Genomic DNA, 19,762 nt, shown 5'->3' on the forward strand with positions numbered 1-19,762 from the left:
GCGGCGCGCTACTCGGCGGGCGCGGTCTCCGAGGCTCGGGCGGCGATCCAGGCGTCCACCCGCTCCCACTGGTCGAACAGCCACAGGGAGCGCCCCTGGTGGTCGGCCGGGAGGTCGGCCACGGGGGTGAGCCAGCCGCCGAGGACGATCGTCTTGTCCATGGGCAGCTCGCGCCAGATGTCCTTCACGGTGACGAGGCGCTCCAGACCGGTGTGCGCGACGACGAGCACGGCCCCGTCGGTCGGGACGGCGTCCAGCGCGGTGAGGAAGCCGCCGGTGTGCGGCGCCATGACGTGCGGCATCCGCGCCGCGCGGTCGGCGAGCACGTCCTGTCCGGCCCGGCGCAGGGCGGCGATCCGCGCGTCTCGGCGCCGCGGGGTGACGTTGCCACCCTCCGGGAACAGCACGAACGCGCCGTCCGGGCCGAGGTCGGCGGCGAGGTGGCCGATGGTCGCGCTCGCGCCCGGCTGGCCGCGCCGGCGCCGGGAGCGCGGCGTGACGAACGCGGCGGGCAGCCGGTGCAGCAGCGCGTCGATCGCCGGGTCCCACTGCAGGGTGTCCTTGAGCACGATCGCCGGGGTGCGGCCCCCGCCACGCAGCAGGGCGTCGAGCAGGACGAACGAGTCCCCGGGGCCGGCGTGGCGGCTCACGACGACGAGCGGGACGCCGGGCAGGGTGGCGCCGGCGGGCGCGTCGACGACGATCCGCAGGCGCAGGGTCCAGCGCACCTGCCAGAACAGGATCGCGAGCATGCGCCGCGCGAGGACGACGTGCGCCCGCTGCATCCACGGCCGGCGCATCCACAGCCCGAAGCCGGACGCGACCCAGAGCACGAACAGCCCGAGGAGCGCGAGCGCGTCCCACACCACGTAGACGCTGATCATCCACAGCAGGCGCAGCACGCGCAGGCGCCCCGGCAGCACCCAGGTGAGCGCGGCGCCGACGAGCAGCCCGAGCATGAGCGTCGTGGGCACGAGCGCGACGGCGAGGAGGACCACGATCGGGCCGAGCAGCACGCGCCGGGCCCACCGGGGCGGCGGGGCGATCACGGGGCCCGCTCCGCGTCGTCGTGCGCCGGCGAGGCGAGGTACTCCCGCGCGCTGGCGAGCGACTGCGCGATGCGCCGGTGCGTCGAGTCGAGCCGGCGGAAAGCCCCGAGCCGCTCGTCGCCGGGCAGGGCGCCGCCGCTGGGCAGCACGTGCACGGTCGCTGTCTGCCGGGCCTCGTCCAGCTCGCGGAAGTAGCGGTGCCGCCGGGCGATCTCGAAGCTGACGCGGGCGACGTCGGCGGGCCTCGTCGGCGCGGTGAGGGGCTCCTCGACGCGGCCGACCTGCAGCACGTAGACGGTGGTGGCGCCGCGCCGCACGGCCTCGCCCAGGGGGATGGAGTTCACCATGCCGCCGTCGACGAAGTGCTCCCCGCCGATCTCGGTGGGCGGGAGCGCGCCGGGCACGGACGCGGAGGCGAGGACGGCGTCGACGAGCGGGCCGGTGTCGAACCAGTGCTCGGACGCGCGCTCGATGCTGGCGGCGACGACGGCGAGCGGGACCCGCAGGTCCTCGAACGTGGTGTGCGCGCCGAGGGTGCCGGCGATGACGCGGCGCAGCGCCGCGGGGTCGTACAGGTGGGTGCGGGAGCGGGCGAGGCGCCCGAGCTGGCGGTACCAGGGCTCGCCGTAGACCTCGTTCGCCACGGACGACGACCAGGCCTCGACGAGCCGGTCGACGACGGGCAGCTCGGGCTCGGCGGCCACCGCCGCCCCGTTGATCGCCCCGATCGAGGTACCGACGACGAGGTCGGGGCGGATACCGGCCTCCAGGAGGGCCTGCAGCATCCCGACGTGCACGGCGCCGCGCACGCCGCCGCCACCGAGCACGAACGCGACCGTCATGCGCCCGATGGTGCCACGACCATGTCGTGGGTGGCGGCCGAACATGTGGTCGGTCCGGGATTGACGTCGTCAATCCCGGACCGACCACATGTTCGGCGTCGAGGAAGGGCCTGTTCGTCAGGCGTGCACGTGCCCGTACCGGTGGCGGGTGCGGCTCACGGCCTGCTCGCGCAGGAACGCGAGCAGCTCGCGGCGCCCCGAGGCGAGGACCGGCCCGTCGAGCACCGTCACGGTGCCCAGCCGCGTGGCGGCCGCCTCCTTCAGGCCGGGCGCGTCGCCCAGCACCCGGACCCGGCCGGTGACGCGGCCGTCCGCGACCGCGGCAGCGAAGTCCTCGTGCGAGACGGGGGCCTCGTGCGGCACGCCCCAGCCGGAGTCCCGGGCCGGCACGACGACCGCCGGCACGCCCGCCCTCCGGGCGCCCTGGAGCACGCGGCGGACCTCGACGGGCAGGGCGCCCTCACCGACGCGCACGGTGATCCGGTCGATCGACCGGTAGCGGAAGGTGTTCTCCTCGACGCTGAGCCCGGTCCTGTCGTGCCCGGTGCCGAACTCGGCGTCCCAGGCGGCCTGGTCGGAGCGCTCCGCCCAGGCGAGCCAGGCCTCGGGGTCGTTGCCGCGCGACGGCACCACGGTGGTGTCGTCGGACCAGGCGCCGAGCTGGCCCACGTAGTTCGGGCCGCCGGCCTTGGCGCCCGGGCCCACCGACGACGCCTTCCAACCGCCGAACGACTGCCGCTGCACGATCGCGCCCGTGATGTGCCGGTTGACGTACACGTTGCCGGCCTCGACACGGTCGAGCCAGCTGGTGATCTCCTCGTCGTCCAGCGAGTGGATCCCGGCCGTGAGGCCGAACGCCACCTGGTTCTGCAGCCGGATCGCCTCGTCCAGGTCCTTCGCGGTCATGATCCCGAGCACGGGGCCGAAGACCTCGGTGAGGTGGAAGAACGAGCCCGGGACGACGCCGTCGCGCAGCCCGGGCGACCACAGGCGGTCGGGGTCGATCCCCGCGGCGGCGGCCGCGTCGTCGAGGCGGCGCGGCTCGACCAGCCACGACTCCCCCGGCTCCAGCGTCGTCAGCGCCCGCTCCAGCTTGCCCCGGGCCGGCTCCGTGAGCGGGCCCATGACGGTGGACATGTCGGTGGCGGGCCCGACGGCGAGCGACCGGACGGCGTCGACGAGCTGGCGCCGGACGCGGCGGCCGGTCTCGGTCGACGGGTCGCCCGCCGAGCCGACGAGGATGACCAGCGACGCGGCGGAGCACTTCTGCCCCGCGTGCCCGAAGGCGCTCTTCACGAGGTCGGCGACGGCGAGGTCGAGGTCGGCCGACGGCGTCACGACGAGCGCGTTCTTGCCCGACGTCTCCGCGAGCACCGGGCGGTCGGGGCGCCACGACGCGAACAGCTCCGCCGTCTCGATGGCGCCGGTGAGGATGACGCGCGCCACCTCGGGATGGGTGACCAGGTGCTTGCCGAGGTCGCCGTCGGGCACGCGCAGGAACTGCACGACGTCGCGGGCCACGGCGGGGTCGAGCCCGATCTGCGGCGCGACCTCGTCGAGGGCGTCGTGGACGGCGTCGATCGCGATCTCGTAGCAGCGCGGCGTCGGCGGCGCCGGCTTCGCGATGGCCACCGATCCGGCCGCGAGCGCCGAGAGCACGCCGCCGGCGGGGATGGCGACCGGGAAGTTCCACGGCGGGGTGACGAGGGTGACGCCGTCGGGGGTGAACGTGGCCCCGTCGACGTGCTCGAGCTGCTCCGCGGACTGCGCGTAGTAGTTGGCGAAGTCGACGGCCTCGGTGACCTCGGGGTCTGCCTCGGCGACGGTCTTGCCGGGCTCGTGCACCATGGCGGTGACGAGCTCGGTGCGGCGGTCCTCGAGGTGGCGGGCGGCGGCGCGCAGCACCGTCGCCCGGTCGGCGGGCGCGACGGCGGCCCAGACGGCCTGCGCGCGGGTGGCGCGCGCGACGGCGGCGTCGATCTCGTCGGTGCTGGTGACCTCGGCGGCCTGGACGCCGACGTACCCGCTGTCGGGGCCGGTGACGTGCTGCGCCCAGGCCCGGTGCGCCGCCACGGCGGGGTCGGTGTCCATGGCGTTGCGGAACCCGGCGGACACCTCGACGTGGTCGGGCGCCCCGTCGAAGCGGGACCGGCGGCGCGGCGCGACGTCCGACGGTTCGTAGCGCACCCCGTCGATCGAGGCGCGGAAGGCGACCTCCTGGCGCGCCATGGGTGTGGGCCGGGTGCCGCCGGACTCGACGGCGGGCGCGAACGCGGCGTGCACGAAGTTCTGCGGCGCGGAGTTCTCCTCGAGCCGCCGCACGAGGTAGGAGATGGCGACGTCGAAGTCCTCGTCGCGCACGACGGGCGTGTACAGCACGACGCGGCCGCCATCCTTCGCGACCTCGTCGCGCACCAGGCGCGCCTCGATGGGCGCCATGCCCTGCAGCATCTCGATGTCGAGGCCGTCGGTCACGCCCCGGCCGCGGGCGAGCAGGATCGCGAGCGCCACGTGGAACAGGTTGTGCGAGGCGACGCCGAGGCGGACGGCGGAGGTGCGGTCGGCGCGCAGGTGGTGGTCGAGGATGCGCACGTAGTTCGCGTCGACGTCCGGCTTCGTCGGGTACGGGGCCTGCTCCCAGTCGTGCAGCTCGGCCTCGACGTGCTCCATGGCGAGGTTCGCGCCCTTGACGAGGCGGACCTTGACCCGCGCGCCGCCGGCGTCCACGCGCCGCCGTGCCCATTCGGTGATGTGGTCGAGGGCGCCCATCGCGTCGGGCAGGTAGGCCTGCAGGACGATGCCGGCCTCGAGGTCGCGGAACTCGTCGCGCTCGAGGATCTCGGTGAAGACGGCGGTGGTCAGCGCGAGGTCCTTGTACTCCTCCATGTCGAGGTTGACGAAGACGCCGGACTCGCGCGCCGCCCGGTACAGCGGCACGAGGCGCTCGACGACGCGCTCGCGGGACCCGTCGAGGTCCCAGGTGACGAGCTGCGCGGCGACCGAGGAGACCTTGACGGACACGTAGTCGACGTCGGGGCGGCGCACCAGGTCGATGGTGCGCTGCAGGCGGGCCTGGGCCTCCTGCTCGCCCAGGACGGCCTCGCCGAGCAGGTTGACGTTGAGGGTGTAGCCCTCGGCGCGGGTGCGCGCGAGGTGCGCGGTGAGGCCCTTGCCGGCGTCGGCGACGAGGTGCCCGACGAGCTGGCGCAGCCGGATCCGGGCGGCCGGCACGACGACGGAGGGCAGGGTCGGGGCGACGGCGGCGCCGACCTTGAACAGCGTGCGGTCGACGGGGCTGAGGAAGCTCGCGGACCCGGCGTCCTTGCCGAGGCGGGCGAGCGCCTTGGCCGCGGCGCCGACGTCGTGCGGGCGCGCGACGTCGTCGACGAAGCCGACGGCGAGCTCCAGCCCGGCGGGGTCGGAGACCAGGGAGCCGAGCCGCTCGGCGGTGGCGCGCGTCTTCTTGTCGGCGCGGGTGGTCGTGGCGCCGCCCGCGGGCCCGTCGGTCGCCGAGCCGTCGGCGACCGCGATCCAGTGGTGGGCGAGGGCGACGGCGTCCTCGACCATGCTCTCCACGTCCTGCGCGCCCTGAACGCCCTCGACGCCCCCGTCGGCGCGCGTGCTCTGGTGTCCGGACCGGCCGGCGCCGGGGGTGGCGGCGCCGGGGGTCGCTGCAGCGGTACTCATCCTCCCAGGGTGCTCCTGACCCGGGGTGCTCGTCTTGTACGATCGCACCCGCGATGAGCGCGGATTCGAACAACTCCCCCGACCTGATGGCGGCCCTGTCGCCCGTCATGGTCGCACTCATGGACGAGCTGTCCGACGTGATGTTCTGCGCGAAGGACGCCGGCGGGCGCTACATCGCCGTCAACCAGGTTTTCGTGCGGCGCACGAACGAGACGTCGCGGCGCCAGGTGCTCGGGCGGCGGGCGTCCGACCTGTTCGTGCCGGAGCTCGCCGAGCGCTACGAGGCGCAGGACGCCGAGGTGCTGCGCACCGGACGCCCGCTGCGCAACGAGCTGGAGCTGATCCGCCGCGTCGGGGGGACGCCCGGCTGGTTCCTCACCGCGAAGCTCCCGCTGCGGGACGACGGCGGCCGCGTCGCCGGGCTCGTCTCCGTGTCGCAGGACCTGCGCTCGGGCGACGCCGACGACGCGACGATGGACGCGATGGCCCGCCTGGTCGCCGCGGTGGAGGAGCGTCTGGAGACCGACCCGGGCGGTGCGCTGACCGTCGCGGAACTGGCGGCGATGGCGGGGAGCACGCCCGCGGTGCTGGACCGGCGGGTACGCAAGGTCTTCGGCCTGTCGCCGCGCCAGCTCGTACTGCGGGCCCGGGTGGACCGCGCCGCGCACCTGCTGACGTCCACGGCGACGCCCCTGGCACAGGTCGCCACCGCGGCCGGGTTCTACGACCAGCCGTCGTTCACGCGCACGTTCGCCCGGCTGACGGGCGAGACGCCGTCGTCGTTCCGCCGCCGGTCCCGGTAGCCCCGGCTTTCACCCGCTCGGAGACGGGCGTAAGTTCAGCGGCATGACGCAACTCGCCCCCACCGTGACCCTGTCCCACGGAACCGCCATGCCGGTGCTCGGCCTGGGCACCTGGCCGATGGACGACGACGAGTCCGCGACCGCCGTCGCCGCCGCGATCTCCTCCGGGTACCGCTCGGTCGACACCGCCGAGAACTACCGCAACGAGCGCGGCGTGGGCCGCGGGATCGCCGACGCCTCCGTGCCGCGCTCCGAGCTGTTCGTCACCACCAAGTTCAACAAGGAGTGGCACGGCGTCGACGGGGCGCGGCAGGCCTGCGAGAACGCCCTCGAGCGGCTCGGCCTCGACTACCTCGACCTGCTGCTGATCCACTGGCCGAACCCGGGCCAGGACCGGTACGTCGACGCCTGGCGGGGCCTGCTGCGCCTGCGCGAGGAGGGCCTGATCCGGGCGGCGGGCACGTCGAACTTCAAGCCGGCCCACCTGCGGCGGCTCCTCGACGCCACCGGCGAGGCGCCGGAGGTGAACCAGATCAACCTCAACCCGTACGCGACGCGCGCCGAGACGGTCGCGTTCCACCGCGAGCACGGGATCGTCACCGAGGCGTGGAGCCCCATCAAGCCCGCGGACGTCCTCGCGGAGCCGGTCGTCGTCCAGATCGCCGAGCGGCACGGCTGCACGCCGGCGCAGGTCGTGCTGCGGTGGGTCACCCAGCAGGGGTACGTGACGGTGCCGAAGTCGGCCTCGCCGGAGCGGCAGCGCGAGAACCTCGCCTCGCTCGAGGTGGAGCTCACCGCCGAGGAGATCGAGGCGGTCTCCGCGCTCGACCGCGGCGAGGCGCACGTCACGGACTCGGATGCGTTCGGTCACTGACGAGCCGTCGATGCCCACTCATCCTCGACAGTCCGCTGCCTGCAGCCGCCGGCCGGCCCCCGGGGCGCACGAGACCTGCGGGCGGAACCCCTGAGCGGCGAACCGGAGGGAGTCCTCGCGCAGGTCACCGCACGGCTGCGCGCCGCGGGCTGCGTCTTCGCGGAGGAGGAGGCGCTGCTCCTCGGTGCTGCGAGCGGCCTGCCGGGCGATCCGGTCGGCAGTTCGGGTTCTGCGCGGCAGTTCGAACTGCCGCACGGAACCCGAACTGCCGAAGAGACCGGGGCGAGACTGGAACGTCTTGTCGCACGGCGGGTCGCCGGCGAGCCACTGGAGCACCTGCTCGGCTGGGTGGAGTTCGCCGGGCGGCGCTGGTCGGTCGGCCCGGGCGTGTTCGTCCCCCGGCGGCGCACCGAGCTCATGGTGCGCACCGCCGGCGAGCTGTCGGGAGAGGTGCTCGTCGACCTGTGCTGCGGGTGCGGCGCGGTCGGTGGGTCCGTGCTCCTCGGGCTGCCCGACGGCGTGCGCGCCGGCGCCGAGCTGCACGCCGCCGACGTCGAGCCGGCCGCGGTGGAGCACGCGCGGCACAACCTGGCCCCGCTCGGCGGCGCGGCGTACGAGGGCGACCTGTTCGACGCCCTGCCGGCCGCGCTGCGCGGCCGCATCGACGTGCTCACCTGCAACGCGCCCTACGTGCCCACCGGCGCGATCGGCACCATGCCGCCCGAGGCCCGCGAGCACGAGCCCGCCGTGGCGCTGGACGGCGGCGGCGACGGCCTCGACGTGCTGCGCCGGGTGGTCGCCGCCGCGTCGGCCTGGCTGGCTCCCGGCGGGTCGCTGCTGTTCGAGATCGGCGGCGGCCAGGTCGACGCCGCGCGCGCCCTGGTCACGGAGCACAGGATGATGCCCCGGGTCGTGACCGACGACGACCCGGACGACGACGACGCGACCGGCGGCACGGTCGTCGTCGCCACGCGGTAGGCGCGGACCGGCGCCCGGACGTGCTCAGCGGCGCAGCGCGAGCACCAGGGGCGCCGCCACGGCGACGGCGGCCGCGACCAGGGCGGTCACGCCCACGACCGGGTCGGCCAGCGGACCCTGGAGCCGGGCGACGCCGATCCACGCCAGCCCCCACCCCGCGGCGAGACCGATCGGCACCGCGATCCCGGGCCGCGGGCCGGCCGCTCGCACGAACGTCGCGAGCGCCACGACGACCAGCGCGCCGGCCACCACCAGGACCGTGCCCCAGACGCTCTCCCCGAGGAGCAGGTCGCCGACACCCGCGCGCGCGAGCGCTGCCGCCACGTTCGCGAGCGTCGCCACGCAGACCCAGCCGAGGTACAGACCCAGGGGCCAGTCGGTGGCGACGGTGTCCAGCGCACGAGGGGGCGCGATCCGCGCCAGGCGGACGACGACGACGCTCAGCACCGCGACGAGCGCGGCGATCACCAGGACGCTCCCCCACAGCAGGCCCGCCTGCACGACGCCGATCCACACGGCGTTGAGGACCATGGAGGCCAGCACCCACCAGGCCACGGCGCGCAACCGGCGGTCGGCGCCCCGTCCGGGCAGCGCCTGGACGACGGCGAAGAGCATCAGCCCGGCGTAGATCACCGACCAGATCGCGAAGGCCGGGCCGCCCGGGGCGACGACGGTCGCGTCGGAGGCGAGGGCGCCGTCGGCGGCCTCGGCCACGGGGGTGCCGCCGGCGGCCCCCGACCCCACCGCGGCGCCGGCGACGGCGAGCAGCGCCCCGAGCAGGACGACGACCTGCCGGACGCGGTCGGCGGCGGTGGCCGCCTCGGGGGTGACGGGGCTCGTGGGTGCGGCGCTCATCCACCCAGCATGGCAAAACTCAGCATGCTGAGCATCTTGGGGATCAATCGCGGGGCTGCTTCTCCGCCCACTCGGCCAGGGTGGTGCGCGGGCCGGTGAAGAACGGCACCTCCTCGCGCACGTGGCGGCGCGCCTCGGTGGCGCGCAGGTCGCGCATGAGGTCGACGATGCGGTGCAGCTCGTCCGCCTCGAACGCCAGCAGCCACTCGTAGTCGCTCAGCGCGAACGTGCTCATGGTGTTCGCCCGGACGTCCTTGTACCCCGCCGCGGCCAGGCCGTGGTCGCGCAGCATCGTGCGGCGCTCGTCGTCGGGCAGCAGGTACCAGTCGTAGGAGCGCACGAACGGGTACACGCACAGGTAGTCGCGCGGCCGCTCCCCGGCGAGGAACGCCGGCACGTGGCCCTTGTTGAACTCGGCGGCACGGTGCAGCGCCACCACGGACCACTCGGGCGCCAGCGCGGCGCCGAGGCCCGAGGCCCGCAGGCGCTGGTAGGCGCCCTGCACCGACTCGACGGACGGCCCGTGCACCCACACCATGAGGTCGGCGTCGGCGCGCAGCCCGGCCACGTCGTAGACGCCGCGGACGACGACGCCCCCGTCGACGCGGGACGGCTCGCGGTCCTCCTGGCCGTCCCACAGGGCCGTCTCCGCCTCGGCCGCCAGCGCCGCGCGGCGGGCGTCGTCGGCGGGCAGCGGCTCGGCGACCGAGAACACCGCGATCATCGCGTACCGGATCGACGCGTTGATGCTCTCCGCGTCGACTGCCTCGCCGGTGTCGCCGTGGACGTGCTGGTCCGTCATCGTGCGCTCCTCAGGGTCGAGAGAGGTGGTCGGGACGGGGTGCCCGGGCGGGGCACCCGGTGCTCAGCGGTACAGGTCGCGGCTGCACAGCGCGGGCACGCCGCTCGGCTCGCCGTCACGCCGCAGGCAGCAGTCGACCTCGCAGACGGACCGGAAGGCCGGCAGGTCCCCGACGGTCGCCTCGTCGACCTCGTCCCCGCGGGCGAGCGCGGCGCGCTCGAGCAGCAGGTCCACGAGGCCGGACACGAACGCGGGGCGCGTCCCGACGGTCCCGGCCCGCACCGCCGTCATGCCGAGCTCCGTGGCCGTGGCCATGGCCTCGGTGTCGAGGTCGTAGGCGACCTCCATGTGGTCGGAGACGAAGCCGATGGGCGACATCACCACGTCGCGCAGGCCCTCGCCGGCACGCTCGGTGAGCAGGTCGTTGACGTCCGGCTCGAGCCACGGCTGCGACGGCGGCCCGGAGCGGGAGCAGTAGGCGAGCTCCCAGGGGACCTCGTGCCCCAGCTCGGCCGCGACCCGCTCGGCGATGACCGCGCCGACGTCCAGGTGCTGCGCGGAGTAGGTGGCGTGCGAGACCACCGACGCGGCCTCCATCGTGGTGGGGATGGAGTGCGTGACGAACACGAGCCTCGCCTCGGCGGGCGCGCCGCCCTTCGCGGCGAGCTCGCCGTACGCCTCGACGACGGCCTCGACGTTGGCCTGCACGAAGCCCGGGTGGTTGAAGTAGGAGCGGATCTTGTCGAACCGCACCCCGATGGAGCCCTCGTCGCCGAGCTGACCACGCCTGTCCAGCGTGACCGCGAGGTCCTCGCGGTACTGGCGGCAGCCGGAGTACGACGAGTAGGCCGAGGTGACCAGCGCGACGGCACGCTTGGCGCCGAGCTCCTCGAGCTCGTCGATCGCGTCGGTGGTGTACGGCTCCCAGTTGCGGTTCCCCCACACGACCGGCAGGTCGATGCCGCGCCGGGCGAGCTCGGCCTCCAGCGCCGCCTTCAGCGCGAGGTTCTGCTCGTTGATCGGGCTCTTGCCGCCGAAGCCGTAGTAGTGCTCGCCGACCTCCTCCAGGCGGGAGTCCGGGATCCCCTTGCCGGCCGTCACGTTGCGGAGGAACGGGACGACGTCCTCCGCCTTGTTCGGGCCACCGAAGGAGTAGAGCAGCAGTGCGTCGTACGGGCCGGTGTCGGCCGAGTGGAGGGTCGTCGGCATGGGGCCCATCCTTCCACCAGCCCGCGGCCGCTCAGGCCAGGAACGCCCGCCCGAGGACGTGACTTTGACAGCACGTCCTGTCACCTCGCCCGCTGCGGCCCCTCGCTCCCCCGCGTCCCGCCCGCCGAGGATCCCGGCTCGGGCTCCGGGCCCGGCTCGGCGCAGACGTCCTCCGGGGCCGGGTCGTGCCGGACGGCGGTGCGCGCGGGGATGCCGGCCTGCGCGGCGCGCAGGCGGTCGAGCAGGGCGATGAGCGCCTCCAGCTCGTCGGGCGGTAGGCCCTGGCCCACGTACTCGGTGATGGTGCGCACGTGCGCGAGCCCGGTCTCGCGCTGCAGCCGGGCGCCCTCGGGGGTCAGGCGCACGAGCGTGCCGCGCGCGTCGTCGGCGGGCACGGCGCGCGCCACCAGGCCCCGTGCCTCGAGGCGCTCGACCAGCCGGGACAGCGACGACTGGGCGAGCAGGATGCCCTCGTTGAGGTCGCGCAGCCGCATGGCACCCCCGGGCGCCCGGGACAGGGTGAACAGGACGTCGTACTCCCGCATGGTCAGGTCCTGCCAGATGTCGTCGGACTGCAGCCGCCGCATGATCGTGACCTGGGTGCGGAACAGCGACTCCCAGGCGTCGGCGGCCAGTCGGGCGCCGGCACGGGGCGGGGAGGGCTCGGGCGACATCGTCACGGGGGCAGTGTGCCGCACGGCACCGACGGGCGCCCGGCCGCGCGCCGGCCGGCGGCGGAGATGACGCGCGGGCCCGCCCGCGATCTCCTAGCGGCCGAGCCGGCGCTCGCGCCGCGAGAAGTCGCGCAGCGCGCGCAGGAAGTCCACGCGGCGGAAGTCCGGCCAGTACGCCTCGCAGAAGTAGAGCTCGGAGTGGGCGCTCTGCCACATGAGGAAGCCGCCGACCCGCAGCTCGCCGGACGTGCGGATCACGAGCTCGGGGTCGGGCTGGCCCTTGGTGTACAGGTGGTTGGCGATGTCCTCGACGTCGAGCCGCTCGGCCAGCTCCTCGATGGTGGCCCCCTGGGCGGCCTCCTGCTTGAGGTAGGACCGCACGGCGTCGGCGATCTCGTGGCGGCCCCCGTAGCCCACCGCGACGTTCACCTGCAGGCCCTGGACGCCCCGGGTGCCGTCGGCGGCGGCCTGCACGGCCTCGGCGAGCTCGTCGGGCAGCAGGTCGCGCCGGCCCACGACGCGCAGCCGCCAGCGTCGCGACTCGGCGAGGTCCTGCACCGCGTCCCGGATGATGTCGAGCAGGTCGGCGAGCTCGGCCTCGGAACGGGAGAGGTTGTCGGTCGACAGCATCCACAGCGTGACGACCTCGATGCCGAGGTTCTCCGCCCAGCCGAGGAACTCGGCGATCTTGTCCGCCCCGCGGCGGTGCCCCGTCGAGGCGGCCTCGCCGAACGACCGGGCCCAGCGGCGGTTGCCGTCCAGGATCACGCCGACGTGCCGCGGCATCTGCGCGGCCGGCAGGGCGGCGAGCAGCCGCCGCTCGTACAGGCCGTAGAGCAGGTGGGGCATTCGCACGGCGGACCTCGGGGGATCGGGCCGCACGGCGGGCGCGCGGCGGCGGGTACGGGAGCAGGGCATGGAGCGTGACCGGCGGTCGGACCGGGACAACCGTACAGGCACCGGTACGCCCCTCCGGCGCCCTGCCGAGGCGCCCACCAGCGGGTCCACCCACGATCTTCACAGGGCGTGGTCGCTTCCCTCGCGGCCGTGACCTACGCTGGCGTAACCTACGGATGCGTAGGTTCGACTGCAGCGAGGAGGACGACCGTGGCCACACGTGCGCCGGACGGCCGGGGCGACGCCCCGGGCGCGACGGACCGCGCCGACGCGCCCGACGTCCGGGGCGTCGTCGACGGCCTGAAGGACGAGGCGAAGGACGCCGCGGCGGGCGCCCGCGACGCGGTGACCGGCGTCGTGCAGACCGTCTCCGTCGCGGCCGCGACCGGCGCGGCGCTGCTCAAGCCCCGGCTGCGCGGCTGGATCCACGCCGGGACCACCCCCCTGGCGCTCGCCTCCGCGATCGTCCTCGTGGTGCTGGCCGACCCCGGCGCCGAGCGTGTCTCGTGCGCCGTCTTCGGCCTCACCACGCTCCTGCTGTTCGGCACCAGCGCGGTCTACCACCGCGGCACCTGGTCGCCGCGGGCCGCCGCCACGCTGCGGCGGATGGACCACGCGAACATCTTCCTCATCATCGCGGGCACGTACACACCGCTGGCGGTGATCCTCCTGCCCCCGGACACCGCCACCGTGCTGCTGGCGATCGTCTGGACCGGCGCGGTCGCCGGCGTGCTCGCCCGGGTGCTCTGGCTGGGCGCCCCGCGATGGCTCTACGTGCCGCTCTACCTCGCGCTCGGCTGGGTCGCCGTCGGCTACATCGGGCAGTTCGCCGCCGCCGGCGGCGCGGCCGTGGGCTGGCTCGTCGTCTCGGGCGGCCTCGCGTACACCGTCGGCGCCGTCGTGTACGGCACGAAGTACCCGGACCCGTCGCCCCGCTGGTTCGGCTTCCACGAGATCTTCCACACGCTGACCGTCGTCGGCTTCGCCTGCCACACCGTCGCCATCTACCTCGCGACGGTGTGACCGGCCGGGCCCGTCACGCCCGGGGCACGACGACGTAGCGGCGGTTCTTCAGCGACGGGTTGCGACGCCGCGCCTCGGCCAGCGGCTCGGGGTCGATGTCGACCGTGCGCACCTGCTCGGCGTCGTCCAGCTCCAGGCCGACGGCGCCGTCGGGGCCCGCCAGCAGCGACCGGCCCACCAGCCCCGGCCCCGCCATGCCGACGCCCACCACGACGGACGTGTTCTCGATCGCGCGCGCCCGCAGCAGCGTGCGCCAGTGGTCCGCCTTGTGCGGCCCGTCGAGCCACGCCGCGGGGACCACGACGACGTCGGCCCCCGCGTCGACCAGCCGCCGCACCGACTCCGGGAAGCGCAGGTCGTAGCAGGTGACGACCCCGAACGTGAGGTCGCCCAGCCGGACCACGAGCGGCGGCGCGTCCGCCGGCCCCGGCTCGAGGCGGTCGGACTCGCGGGTGCCGAACGCGTCGTACAGGTGGACCTTCTGGTAGGCCCCCACGAGCGCGCCCGACGCGTCCACCGCCACGACCGTGTTCGCGGCCCGCTCGGGACCGTCGGCGCCGTCCGCGGCCCTGCCGTCCCCGGCCGGCTCGTCCGCGGCCGCGCGGCCGCCGCCCACGCGGCGCACCGCGCCCGTGATCGCCGGCAGCTGGCCGGTCAGCGCCGACTCGCCGGGCGCGCGACGTATCCCCGCGGCAGGCACCGTCGTCCCCGCCATGACGGCGACGCGGTAGCGCGCGGCGTGCTCTCGCAGGGCGGTGACGAACGGGCCGTCGAGCGGCTCGGCGTGCTCGACCCCGACACCGCGCGGCGAGTAGCCCGACGCGTACTCGGGCAGCACCAGCAGGTCGGCGCCCACCCGCGCCGCGGCGACGAAGGCGTCGGCCACCGCCGCGCGGTTGGCCGCGTGGTCCTCGCCGACCGCGAGCTGGCCCACCGTGACGCGGACGGGCGTGGTCATCCCCGGTCCCCGGGGTCGGGCGGCTCGCCGTCCGACGCCCCGCCGGGCCCGGTGCCCGTGGCGCCCTCGTCGGGAGCGGAGGACTCGCCGTGGCGCCGCTCCCGGACGGTCCGGCGCTCGTCGACCGGCATCCCGCGCTCCTCCGCGTTGTGCCTGGCCCGGCGCAGGTGCCGCGTCAGCGAGAGGAACAGCAGCACGCAGGCCACGGCGACGGCGAACGTCGCCAGGAACCCGGCCAGGCCGGGCGTGACCTCCAGGTCGTCCGGCACCTGCGTGCTCGGGCTGGGGCTGGGCACCGGGTCGGCGAGCACCGAGCCGAACGGGGCGCCCAGCGCGGGCGCGTGCGCCCACAGCGTCGCGACGCTCATCGCTCCTCCCGCAGACCGGCGAACAGGTCGTCCTCCGGCAGGGTCGTCGGCACGTGCGACAGCGCCAGCTCGTACTCCTCGGTCGGCCAGACGTCGGCCTCGATGTCGCGCGGCACCGCGAAGAAGAAGCCGTCCGGGTCGATCTGCGACGCGTGCGCCACCAGCGCGGCGTCGCGCTGGTCGAAGTGGTCCGCGACATGGATGCGGGTCGTCACCTCGCGCTCGGGGATCTCCCGCGCCGCGCGCGACTCGATCCAGTCGCCGAACGGCGACTCGAGGCCGGCGCCCTGCATCGCCTCGTGCACGGCCCGCATCCGCGACATCGAGAAGCCGTGGTTGTAGTAGAGCTTGCGCGGCTCCCACGGCTCCGCGCCACCGGTCACCACGTAGCGGGACCCGTCGCCGGCCGCGACGAACGCCTCGTAGGAGACCTCGTGGCACTTGATGTGGTCGGGGTGCGGGTACCCGCCCGTCGGGTCGTACGTGGTCATGACGTGCGGCCGGAAGGAGCGCACCAGCTCGACCAGCGGCGCGGCCGCCTCGGCGAGCGGCACGAGCGCGAAGCACCCCTCGGGCAGCGGCGGGAGCGGGTCGCCCTCGGGCAGACCCGAGTCGACGAACCCGAGCCACGTCTGGCGCACGCCGAGGGCCTCGGCCGCCCGCGCCATCTCGAGGCGCCGCACGGCGCGGCGGCCCTCGACCGTGTCGAACTCGTGCCCCTCGGGGACCTGGAAGCTGGGGTTGAGCACGTCGCCGCGTTCCCCGCCCGTGCAGGTGACGACGAGGACCTCGACACCCTCGGCCGCGTACCGCGCGGTGGTCGCGGCACCCTTCGACGACTCGTCGTCGGGGTGCGCGTGCACCACCATCAGACGCAGGGGCTCGGGCGAGTCGCTGGGCACTGTCCCTCCCGGGGATCTCGGTACGACCAGGGTCAGGGACAATGGTGCACCATGAGCGAGTCGCCCACGCCCACGCCCGGGTCGGACCGGCAGACGGACCCGCACGCCGACCGGTACGGCACCCGGCCGCGCCGGGCGCTCGGCACCCGCGGGCGCGTCGCGGTGGTCGCGGCGCTCGCGGCGGCGGTCGGCGTCACCGCCTGGTTCGCCGTGGAGCAGACGCGGTCCGAGCCGGTCACGGCCGAGGTCGTGGGCTTCGACGTGCCCGGCCCAGAGCAGATCGAGGTCACGTTCCAGGTGCACATGCCGCCGGGCTCGACGGCGGTGTGCACGGTCGAGGCGCTGGCCTCCAGCTATGCGCAGGTCGGCACGCTGGACGTGCCCGTGGGCCCGGCCGACGGCACGACGTCGACCTACGCGGTCACGGTGAGCACGTCCGAGCAGGCCACGACGGGCGTCGTCGAGGACTGCCGGGCGACCGGCTGACGCCGGGGACGACCATGTTCGCCCTGGGCAGATTCCCGTGAGGAGCGGGTGAATCACCTGGGAAAACCTTCTCGTCGGGCGCTAGCCTGAGGGATTCACACGCAGTCCTGCGCCAGCCGACGCGCGTGCCGACGCGTCGGCGGCGTTCGTGCGGCCCGGAACAGGCCACGAGCACCACGAAAGGAGAGCCCTCGTGACCGAGAGCACCGGCACCTGGCTCACCCAGGAGGCTCACGACCGGCTGCAGGCCGAGCTGGAGCACCTCTCCGGCCCCGCCCGCACCGAGATCGCCGAGCGCATCTCCGCCGCCCGCGACGAGGGCGACCTCAAGGAGAACGGGGGCTACCATGCCGCCCGCGAGGAGCAGGCGAAGAACGAGGCCCGCATCCGCGAGCTCACCGAGAAGCTGCGTCACGTGCAGATCGGCACCCCGCCCGACGACGGCAAGGTCGAGGCCGGAATGGTCGTCACGGCGCTCGTCGCCGGGGACGAGATGACGTTCCTGCTCGGGTCCCGCGAGATCGCCGGGACGACCGACCTCGACGTCTACTCCCCCACGTCGCCGCTCGGCGCGGCGATCGACGGCCACAGCGTCGGCGACGAGGTCGCCTACACGGCCCCGAACGGTCGCGAGATCCCCGTGGAGATCAAGGCTGCGACGCCGTTCTCCGGCTGATCCGGCACGGCCTGACCGGACCGCGCCACCCCGCCCGTCGTCTCACATGTCGAGACGGCGGGCGTTGGTGTGTCCAAGGTCTCGAATCCTCGACGATCCGTGACCTGCCACCGATTGCCGAGGGGGCACCGCTGCCCGTAGGTCGAGACAAGGTCATGGGGCAGGTGTGGGATCACCTCGGGACGGTCTATGATCGACGGCGGTATGGACACGACGGACACCGCAACGACCAACCATCCGACCGACAGCACGGACCATACGCACGACGCCGGGGCAGCCCCCGGGCCCACCGGGCGCACGTCGGACGACCCCGCAGACGGAGACCCCGCCACCGCACTGGTCGTCCGAGCCCCCCGCACGTCCGACGGCGCCGCGATGTGGCGCCTCGCGCGCGACACGGGCAGCCTCGACCTGAACTCCTCCTACGCCTACCTGCTGCTCGCGGACCACTTCTCCGCGACCTGCCGCATCGCCTTCCTGGGCGACCGGCCCGTGGGCTTCCTCTCCGCCTACCGGCTCCCCGCCGACCCGAGCCGCCTCTTCGTGTGGCAGGTCGCCGTCGACGAGCAGGCCCGCGGACGCCGGGTCGCCGCCCGCATGCTCGACGCCGTCGTCGACGAGACCCCCGGCGTCACGAGCCTCGCGACCACCGTGACCGAGGACAACACCGCCTCCCGTCGGCTCTTCGCCCGCTTCGCCGCCCGCCGCGACGCCACCCTCCGGGAGACCACGGGCTACGAGGCCGCCGACTTCCCGGACGGCCACGAGGCCGAGCCGCTGCTTCTCGTCGAGGGGCTTCCCGGTCCCCGGGACCGCTGACCCTTCGCACGCACACATCTCGGGCTGCGCCGGTCCGGCGCGCAGGTGACGCCGCAGCCCCTCACTTCACACACCGCACCCGCGCGCACCACCAGAAGGAGTGTCCTCAGTGACATCCCCGACTGTCCCCCTCCCGTCCACCGACGCCGGCGACGACCCGACGGGCTTCACCGCCCTCGAGTCACAGGTCCGCAGCTACTCGCGCGCCTGGCCCACGGTCTTCAACCGGGCCGTGGACGCGACCGTGTACGCCGAGGACGGAACTCCTTACCTCGACTTCTTCGCAGGAGCCGGGTCGCTCAACTACGGGCACAACAACCGTCGTCTGAAGCAGGTGCTCATCGACTACCTGACCGACGACCGCATGGTGCACTCGCTCGACATGCTGACCACGGCGCGTCGCGAGTTCCTCGAGACCTTCCACGACGTGATCCTCGAGCCCCGCGGGCTCGACCACAAGGTGATGTTCCCCGGCCCGGGCGGCGCCAACGCCGTCGAGGCCGCACTGAAGCTGGCGCGCAAGGTGACCGGCCGCGAGTCCGTCATCACCTTCACGAACGCCTTCCACGGCATGACGCTCGGGGCCCTGTCCGTGACGGGCAACTCCATGAAGCGCGGCGGCGCGGGGATCCCCCTGGTCCACGCCACGCCGATGCCGTACGACGACTACTTCAGCGGCGACGTCGACGACTTCATCTACCTCGAGCGCCTGCTCGAGGACGGCGGCAGCGGGCTGAACGAGCCCGCGGCGATCATCGTCGAGACGGTGCAGGGCGAGGGCGGCATCAACGCCGCGCGCGCCGAGTGGCTGCGCGGTCTGGCCGACCTGTGCAAGCGCCACGGCATCCTGCTGATCGCCGACGACATCCAGATGGGCTGCGGCCGCACCGGCGGGTTCTTCTCCTTCGAGGAGGCCGGGATCACGCCGGACATCATCTGCCTGTCCAAGTCGATCTCCGGGTACGGCCTGCCGCTGGCACTCACCCTCGTGCGCCCCGAGCTGGACATCTTCGAGCCGGGTGAGCACAACGGCACGTTCCGCGGCTTCGCGCCCGCCTTCGCGACGGCGTCCGAGGCCCTGCGCACCTACTGGACCGACGACGCGCTCGAGCGGTCGACGATCGCCAAGGGCGCGCTCATCGAGAGCCACTTCAACTCGCTCGTGTCGCGCTACTCGCAGCACGACCTCGTGTCGAAGGGCCGCGGCCTGGCCCGCGGGCTCCAGCTGCCCGACGGTGAGCTGGCGGACCGCGTCACGACCGAGGCGTTCGAGCGCGGCCTGCTCGTGGAGACCTCCGGTCCCGAGGGCGAGGTCGTCAAGCTGCTCCCGCCGCTGACCATCACCGACGACGAGCTGCGCCGCGGCCTGGCGATCCTCGACGAGGCCTTCGCCGCCGTCCTGTCCTGACCCATCCCCGGAGGAACACCCACCATGATCGTCCGCACCCTCGACGAGATCACCGACACCGACGCCGACATCAAGAGCGAGAACTGGCGTTCCAAGCGCATCGTCCTCGCCAAGGAGGGCGTCGGGTTCTCGGTGCACGAGACGACCCTGTACGCCGGTACCGAGAGCTTCTTCTGGTACGCCAACCACATCGAGGCCGTCTTCATCACCTCGGGCGAGGGCGAGATCGAGGACCTGGCCACGGGCGAGGTCCACCAGCTCAAGCCGGGCTCGCTGTACCTGCTCAACGACCACGACAAGCACAAGGTGCGCCCGCGCACCGACATCACGTGCGTGTGCGTGTTCAACCCGCCGGTCACCGGCCGCGAGGTGCACGACGAGAACGGCGTGTACCCGCTGGTGACCGAGGAGCCGGAGACCGCCACGGTCTGACCCGCTACCCGCGCTGTGGG

Annotated in this window: 20 protein-coding genes; 9 read left to right on the forward strand and 11 right to left on the reverse strand. The window is 74.2% G+C overall.

Annotation, left to right across the window (positions count from 1 at the left end; genetic code table 11):
* Window positions 1–8: 8 nt before the first annotated feature.
* From EYB28_RS16255 to EYB28_RS16265, 3 genes are all read right to left on the reverse strand, one after another.
* Window positions 9–1,049 carry a 1-acyl-sn-glycerol-3-phosphate acyltransferase gene (locus EYB28_RS16255; protein ID WP_240930601.1) on the reverse strand — a complete coding sequence of 347 codons (1,041 nt, stop codon included), beginning with the start codon at window positions 1,047–1,049 and terminating at the stop codon, window positions 9–11.
* Window positions 1,046–1,891, reverse strand: a complete 846-nt coding sequence (locus tag EYB28_RS16260) for a patatin-like phospholipase family protein (RefSeq protein ID WP_205710944.1) — start codon at window positions 1,889–1,891, stop codon at window positions 1,046–1,048. The genes EYB28_RS16255 and EYB28_RS16260 overlap by 4 nt, the downstream gene beginning before the upstream one ends.
* 117 nt (window positions 1,892–2,008) lie before the next feature.
* Window positions 2,009–5,578, reverse strand: a complete 3,570-nt coding sequence (locus EYB28_RS16265; protein ID WP_166849979.1) for a bifunctional proline dehydrogenase/L-glutamate gamma-semialdehyde dehydrogenase — start codon at window positions 5,576–5,578, stop codon at window positions 2,009–2,011.
* Window positions 5,579–5,631: 53 nt separating this feature from the next.
* On the opposite strand from EYB28_RS16265, the gene EYB28_RS16270 reads away from it, so the two are divergent.
* The 3 genes from EYB28_RS16270 (at window position 5,632) to EYB28_RS16280 (ending at window position 8,233) form a co-directional block, all read left to right on the forward strand.
* Window positions 5,632–6,381: an AraC family transcriptional regulator gene (locus EYB28_RS16270; RefSeq protein ID WP_166849981.1), complete on the forward strand. Its 750-nt coding sequence runs from the start codon at window positions 5,632–5,634 to the stop codon at window positions 6,379–6,381.
* 43 nt (window positions 6,382–6,424) lie between these two features.
* On the forward strand, window positions 6,425–7,255 hold the full coding sequence (locus tag EYB28_RS16275) for an aldo/keto reductase (RefSeq protein ID WP_166849984.1): 831 nt from the start codon (window positions 6,425–6,427) through the stop codon (window positions 7,253–7,255).
* 246 nt (window positions 7,256–7,501) lie between these two features.
* On the forward strand, window positions 7,502–8,233 hold the full coding sequence (locus EYB28_RS16280) for a putative protein N(5)-glutamine methyltransferase (protein ID WP_370459516.1): 732 nt from the start codon (window positions 7,502–7,504) through the stop codon (window positions 8,231–8,233).
* A gap of 24 nt (window positions 8,234–8,257) precedes the next feature.
* Here the strand turns inward: EYB28_RS16280 and EYB28_RS16285 are convergent, their stop codons facing one another.
* From EYB28_RS16285 to EYB28_RS16305, 5 genes are all read right to left on the reverse strand, one after another.
* Window positions 8,258–9,088: a tryptophan-rich sensory protein gene (locus EYB28_RS16285; RefSeq protein ID WP_166849986.1), complete on the reverse strand. Its 831-nt coding sequence runs from the start codon at window positions 9,086–9,088 to the stop codon at window positions 8,258–8,260.
* A 43-nt stretch (window positions 9,089–9,131) separates the two neighbouring features.
* Window positions 9,132–9,890, reverse strand: a complete 759-nt coding sequence (gene hemQ / locus EYB28_RS16290) for a hydrogen peroxide-dependent heme synthase (RefSeq protein ID WP_166849987.1) — start codon at window positions 9,888–9,890, stop codon at window positions 9,132–9,134.
* 63 nt (window positions 9,891–9,953) lie between these two features.
* Window positions 9,954–11,099 carry a ferrochelatase gene (locus EYB28_RS16295; RefSeq protein ID WP_166849989.1) on the reverse strand — a complete coding sequence of 382 codons (1,146 nt, stop codon included), beginning with the start codon at window positions 11,097–11,099 and terminating at the stop codon, window positions 9,954–9,956.
* Between the two features lie 80 nt (window positions 11,100–11,179).
* The gene (locus EYB28_RS16300) at window positions 11,180–11,773 is read right to left on the reverse strand and encodes a MarR family winged helix-turn-helix transcriptional regulator (RefSeq protein WP_166852607.1); all 594 of its coding nucleotides are present in this window, start codon (window positions 11,771–11,773) and stop codon (window positions 11,180–11,182) included.
* A gap of 93 nt (window positions 11,774–11,866) precedes the next feature.
* On the reverse strand, window positions 11,867–12,628 hold the full coding sequence (locus tag EYB28_RS16305; protein ID WP_304599255.1) for an isoprenyl transferase: 762 nt from the start codon (window positions 12,626–12,628) through the stop codon (window positions 11,867–11,869).
* Window positions 12,629–12,880: 252 nt separating this feature from the next.
* On the opposite strand from EYB28_RS16305, the gene EYB28_RS16310 reads away from it, so the two are divergent.
* Window positions 12,881–13,693, forward strand: coding sequence for a hemolysin III family protein (locus tag EYB28_RS16310; protein WP_370459492.1), 813 nt, complete (start codon window positions 12,881–12,883; stop codon window positions 13,691–13,693).
* 13 nt (window positions 13,694–13,706) lie between these two features.
* Here the strand turns inward: EYB28_RS16310 and EYB28_RS16315 are convergent, their stop codons facing one another.
* The 3 genes from EYB28_RS16315 to mca are packed head-to-tail and all read right to left on the reverse strand — an operon-like array spanning window position 13,707 to window position 15,888.
* Window positions 13,707–14,651: a nitrilase-related carbon-nitrogen hydrolase gene (locus EYB28_RS16315; RefSeq protein WP_166849991.1), complete on the reverse strand. Its 945-nt coding sequence runs from the start codon at window positions 14,649–14,651 to the stop codon at window positions 13,707–13,709.
* On the reverse strand, window positions 14,648–15,019 hold the full coding sequence (locus EYB28_RS16320; RefSeq protein ID WP_166849993.1) for a hypothetical protein: 372 nt from the start codon (window positions 15,017–15,019) through the stop codon (window positions 14,648–14,650). Before EYB28_RS16320 ends, EYB28_RS16315 begins: the two co-directional genes overlap by 4 nt.
* Window positions 15,016–15,888, reverse strand: a complete 873-nt coding sequence (gene mca / locus EYB28_RS16325; RefSeq protein ID WP_166852616.1) for a mycothiol conjugate amidase Mca — start codon at window positions 15,886–15,888, stop codon at window positions 15,016–15,018. Before mca ends, EYB28_RS16320 begins: the two co-directional genes overlap by 4 nt.
* Window positions 15,889–15,972: 84 nt before the next feature.
* On the opposite strand from mca, the gene EYB28_RS16330 reads away from it, so the two are divergent.
* The 5 genes from EYB28_RS16330 (at window position 15,973) to EYB28_RS16350 (ending at window position 19,742) form a co-directional block, all read left to right on the forward strand.
* The gene (locus EYB28_RS16330) at window positions 15,973–16,407 is read left to right on the forward strand and encodes a DUF4307 domain-containing protein (protein WP_166849995.1); all 435 of its coding nucleotides are present in this window, start codon (window positions 15,973–15,975) and stop codon (window positions 16,405–16,407) included.
* A 193-nt stretch (window positions 16,408–16,600) separates the two neighbouring features.
* On the forward strand, window positions 16,601–17,083 hold the full coding sequence (gene greA / locus EYB28_RS16335; RefSeq protein ID WP_166849997.1) for a transcription elongation factor GreA: 483 nt from the start codon (window positions 16,601–16,603) through the stop codon (window positions 17,081–17,083).
* Between the two features lie 204 nt (window positions 17,084–17,287).
* Complete coding sequence (ectA, locus tag EYB28_RS16340; protein WP_166849999.1) at window positions 17,288–17,902, forward strand: diaminobutyrate acetyltransferase; 615 nt, start codon at window positions 17,288–17,290, stop codon at window positions 17,900–17,902.
* 109 nt (window positions 17,903–18,011) lie between these two features.
* Entirely contained in the window at window positions 18,012–19,310 is a 1,299-nt protein-coding gene (gene ectB / locus EYB28_RS16345; protein ID WP_166850001.1) for a diaminobutyrate--2-oxoglutarate transaminase, read from the forward strand.
* Window positions 19,311–19,334: 24 nt separating this feature from the next.
* Window positions 19,335–19,742: an ectoine synthase gene (locus EYB28_RS16350; protein WP_166850003.1), complete on the forward strand. Its 408-nt coding sequence runs from the start codon at window positions 19,335–19,337 to the stop codon at window positions 19,740–19,742.
* Window positions 19,743–19,762: the final 20 nt, after the last annotated feature.

The sequence above is a fragment of the Isoptericola sp. BMS4 genome (assembly GCF_011634835.1).
GTDB lineage: Bacteria > Actinomycetota > Actinomycetes > Actinomycetales > Cellulomonadaceae > Isoptericola.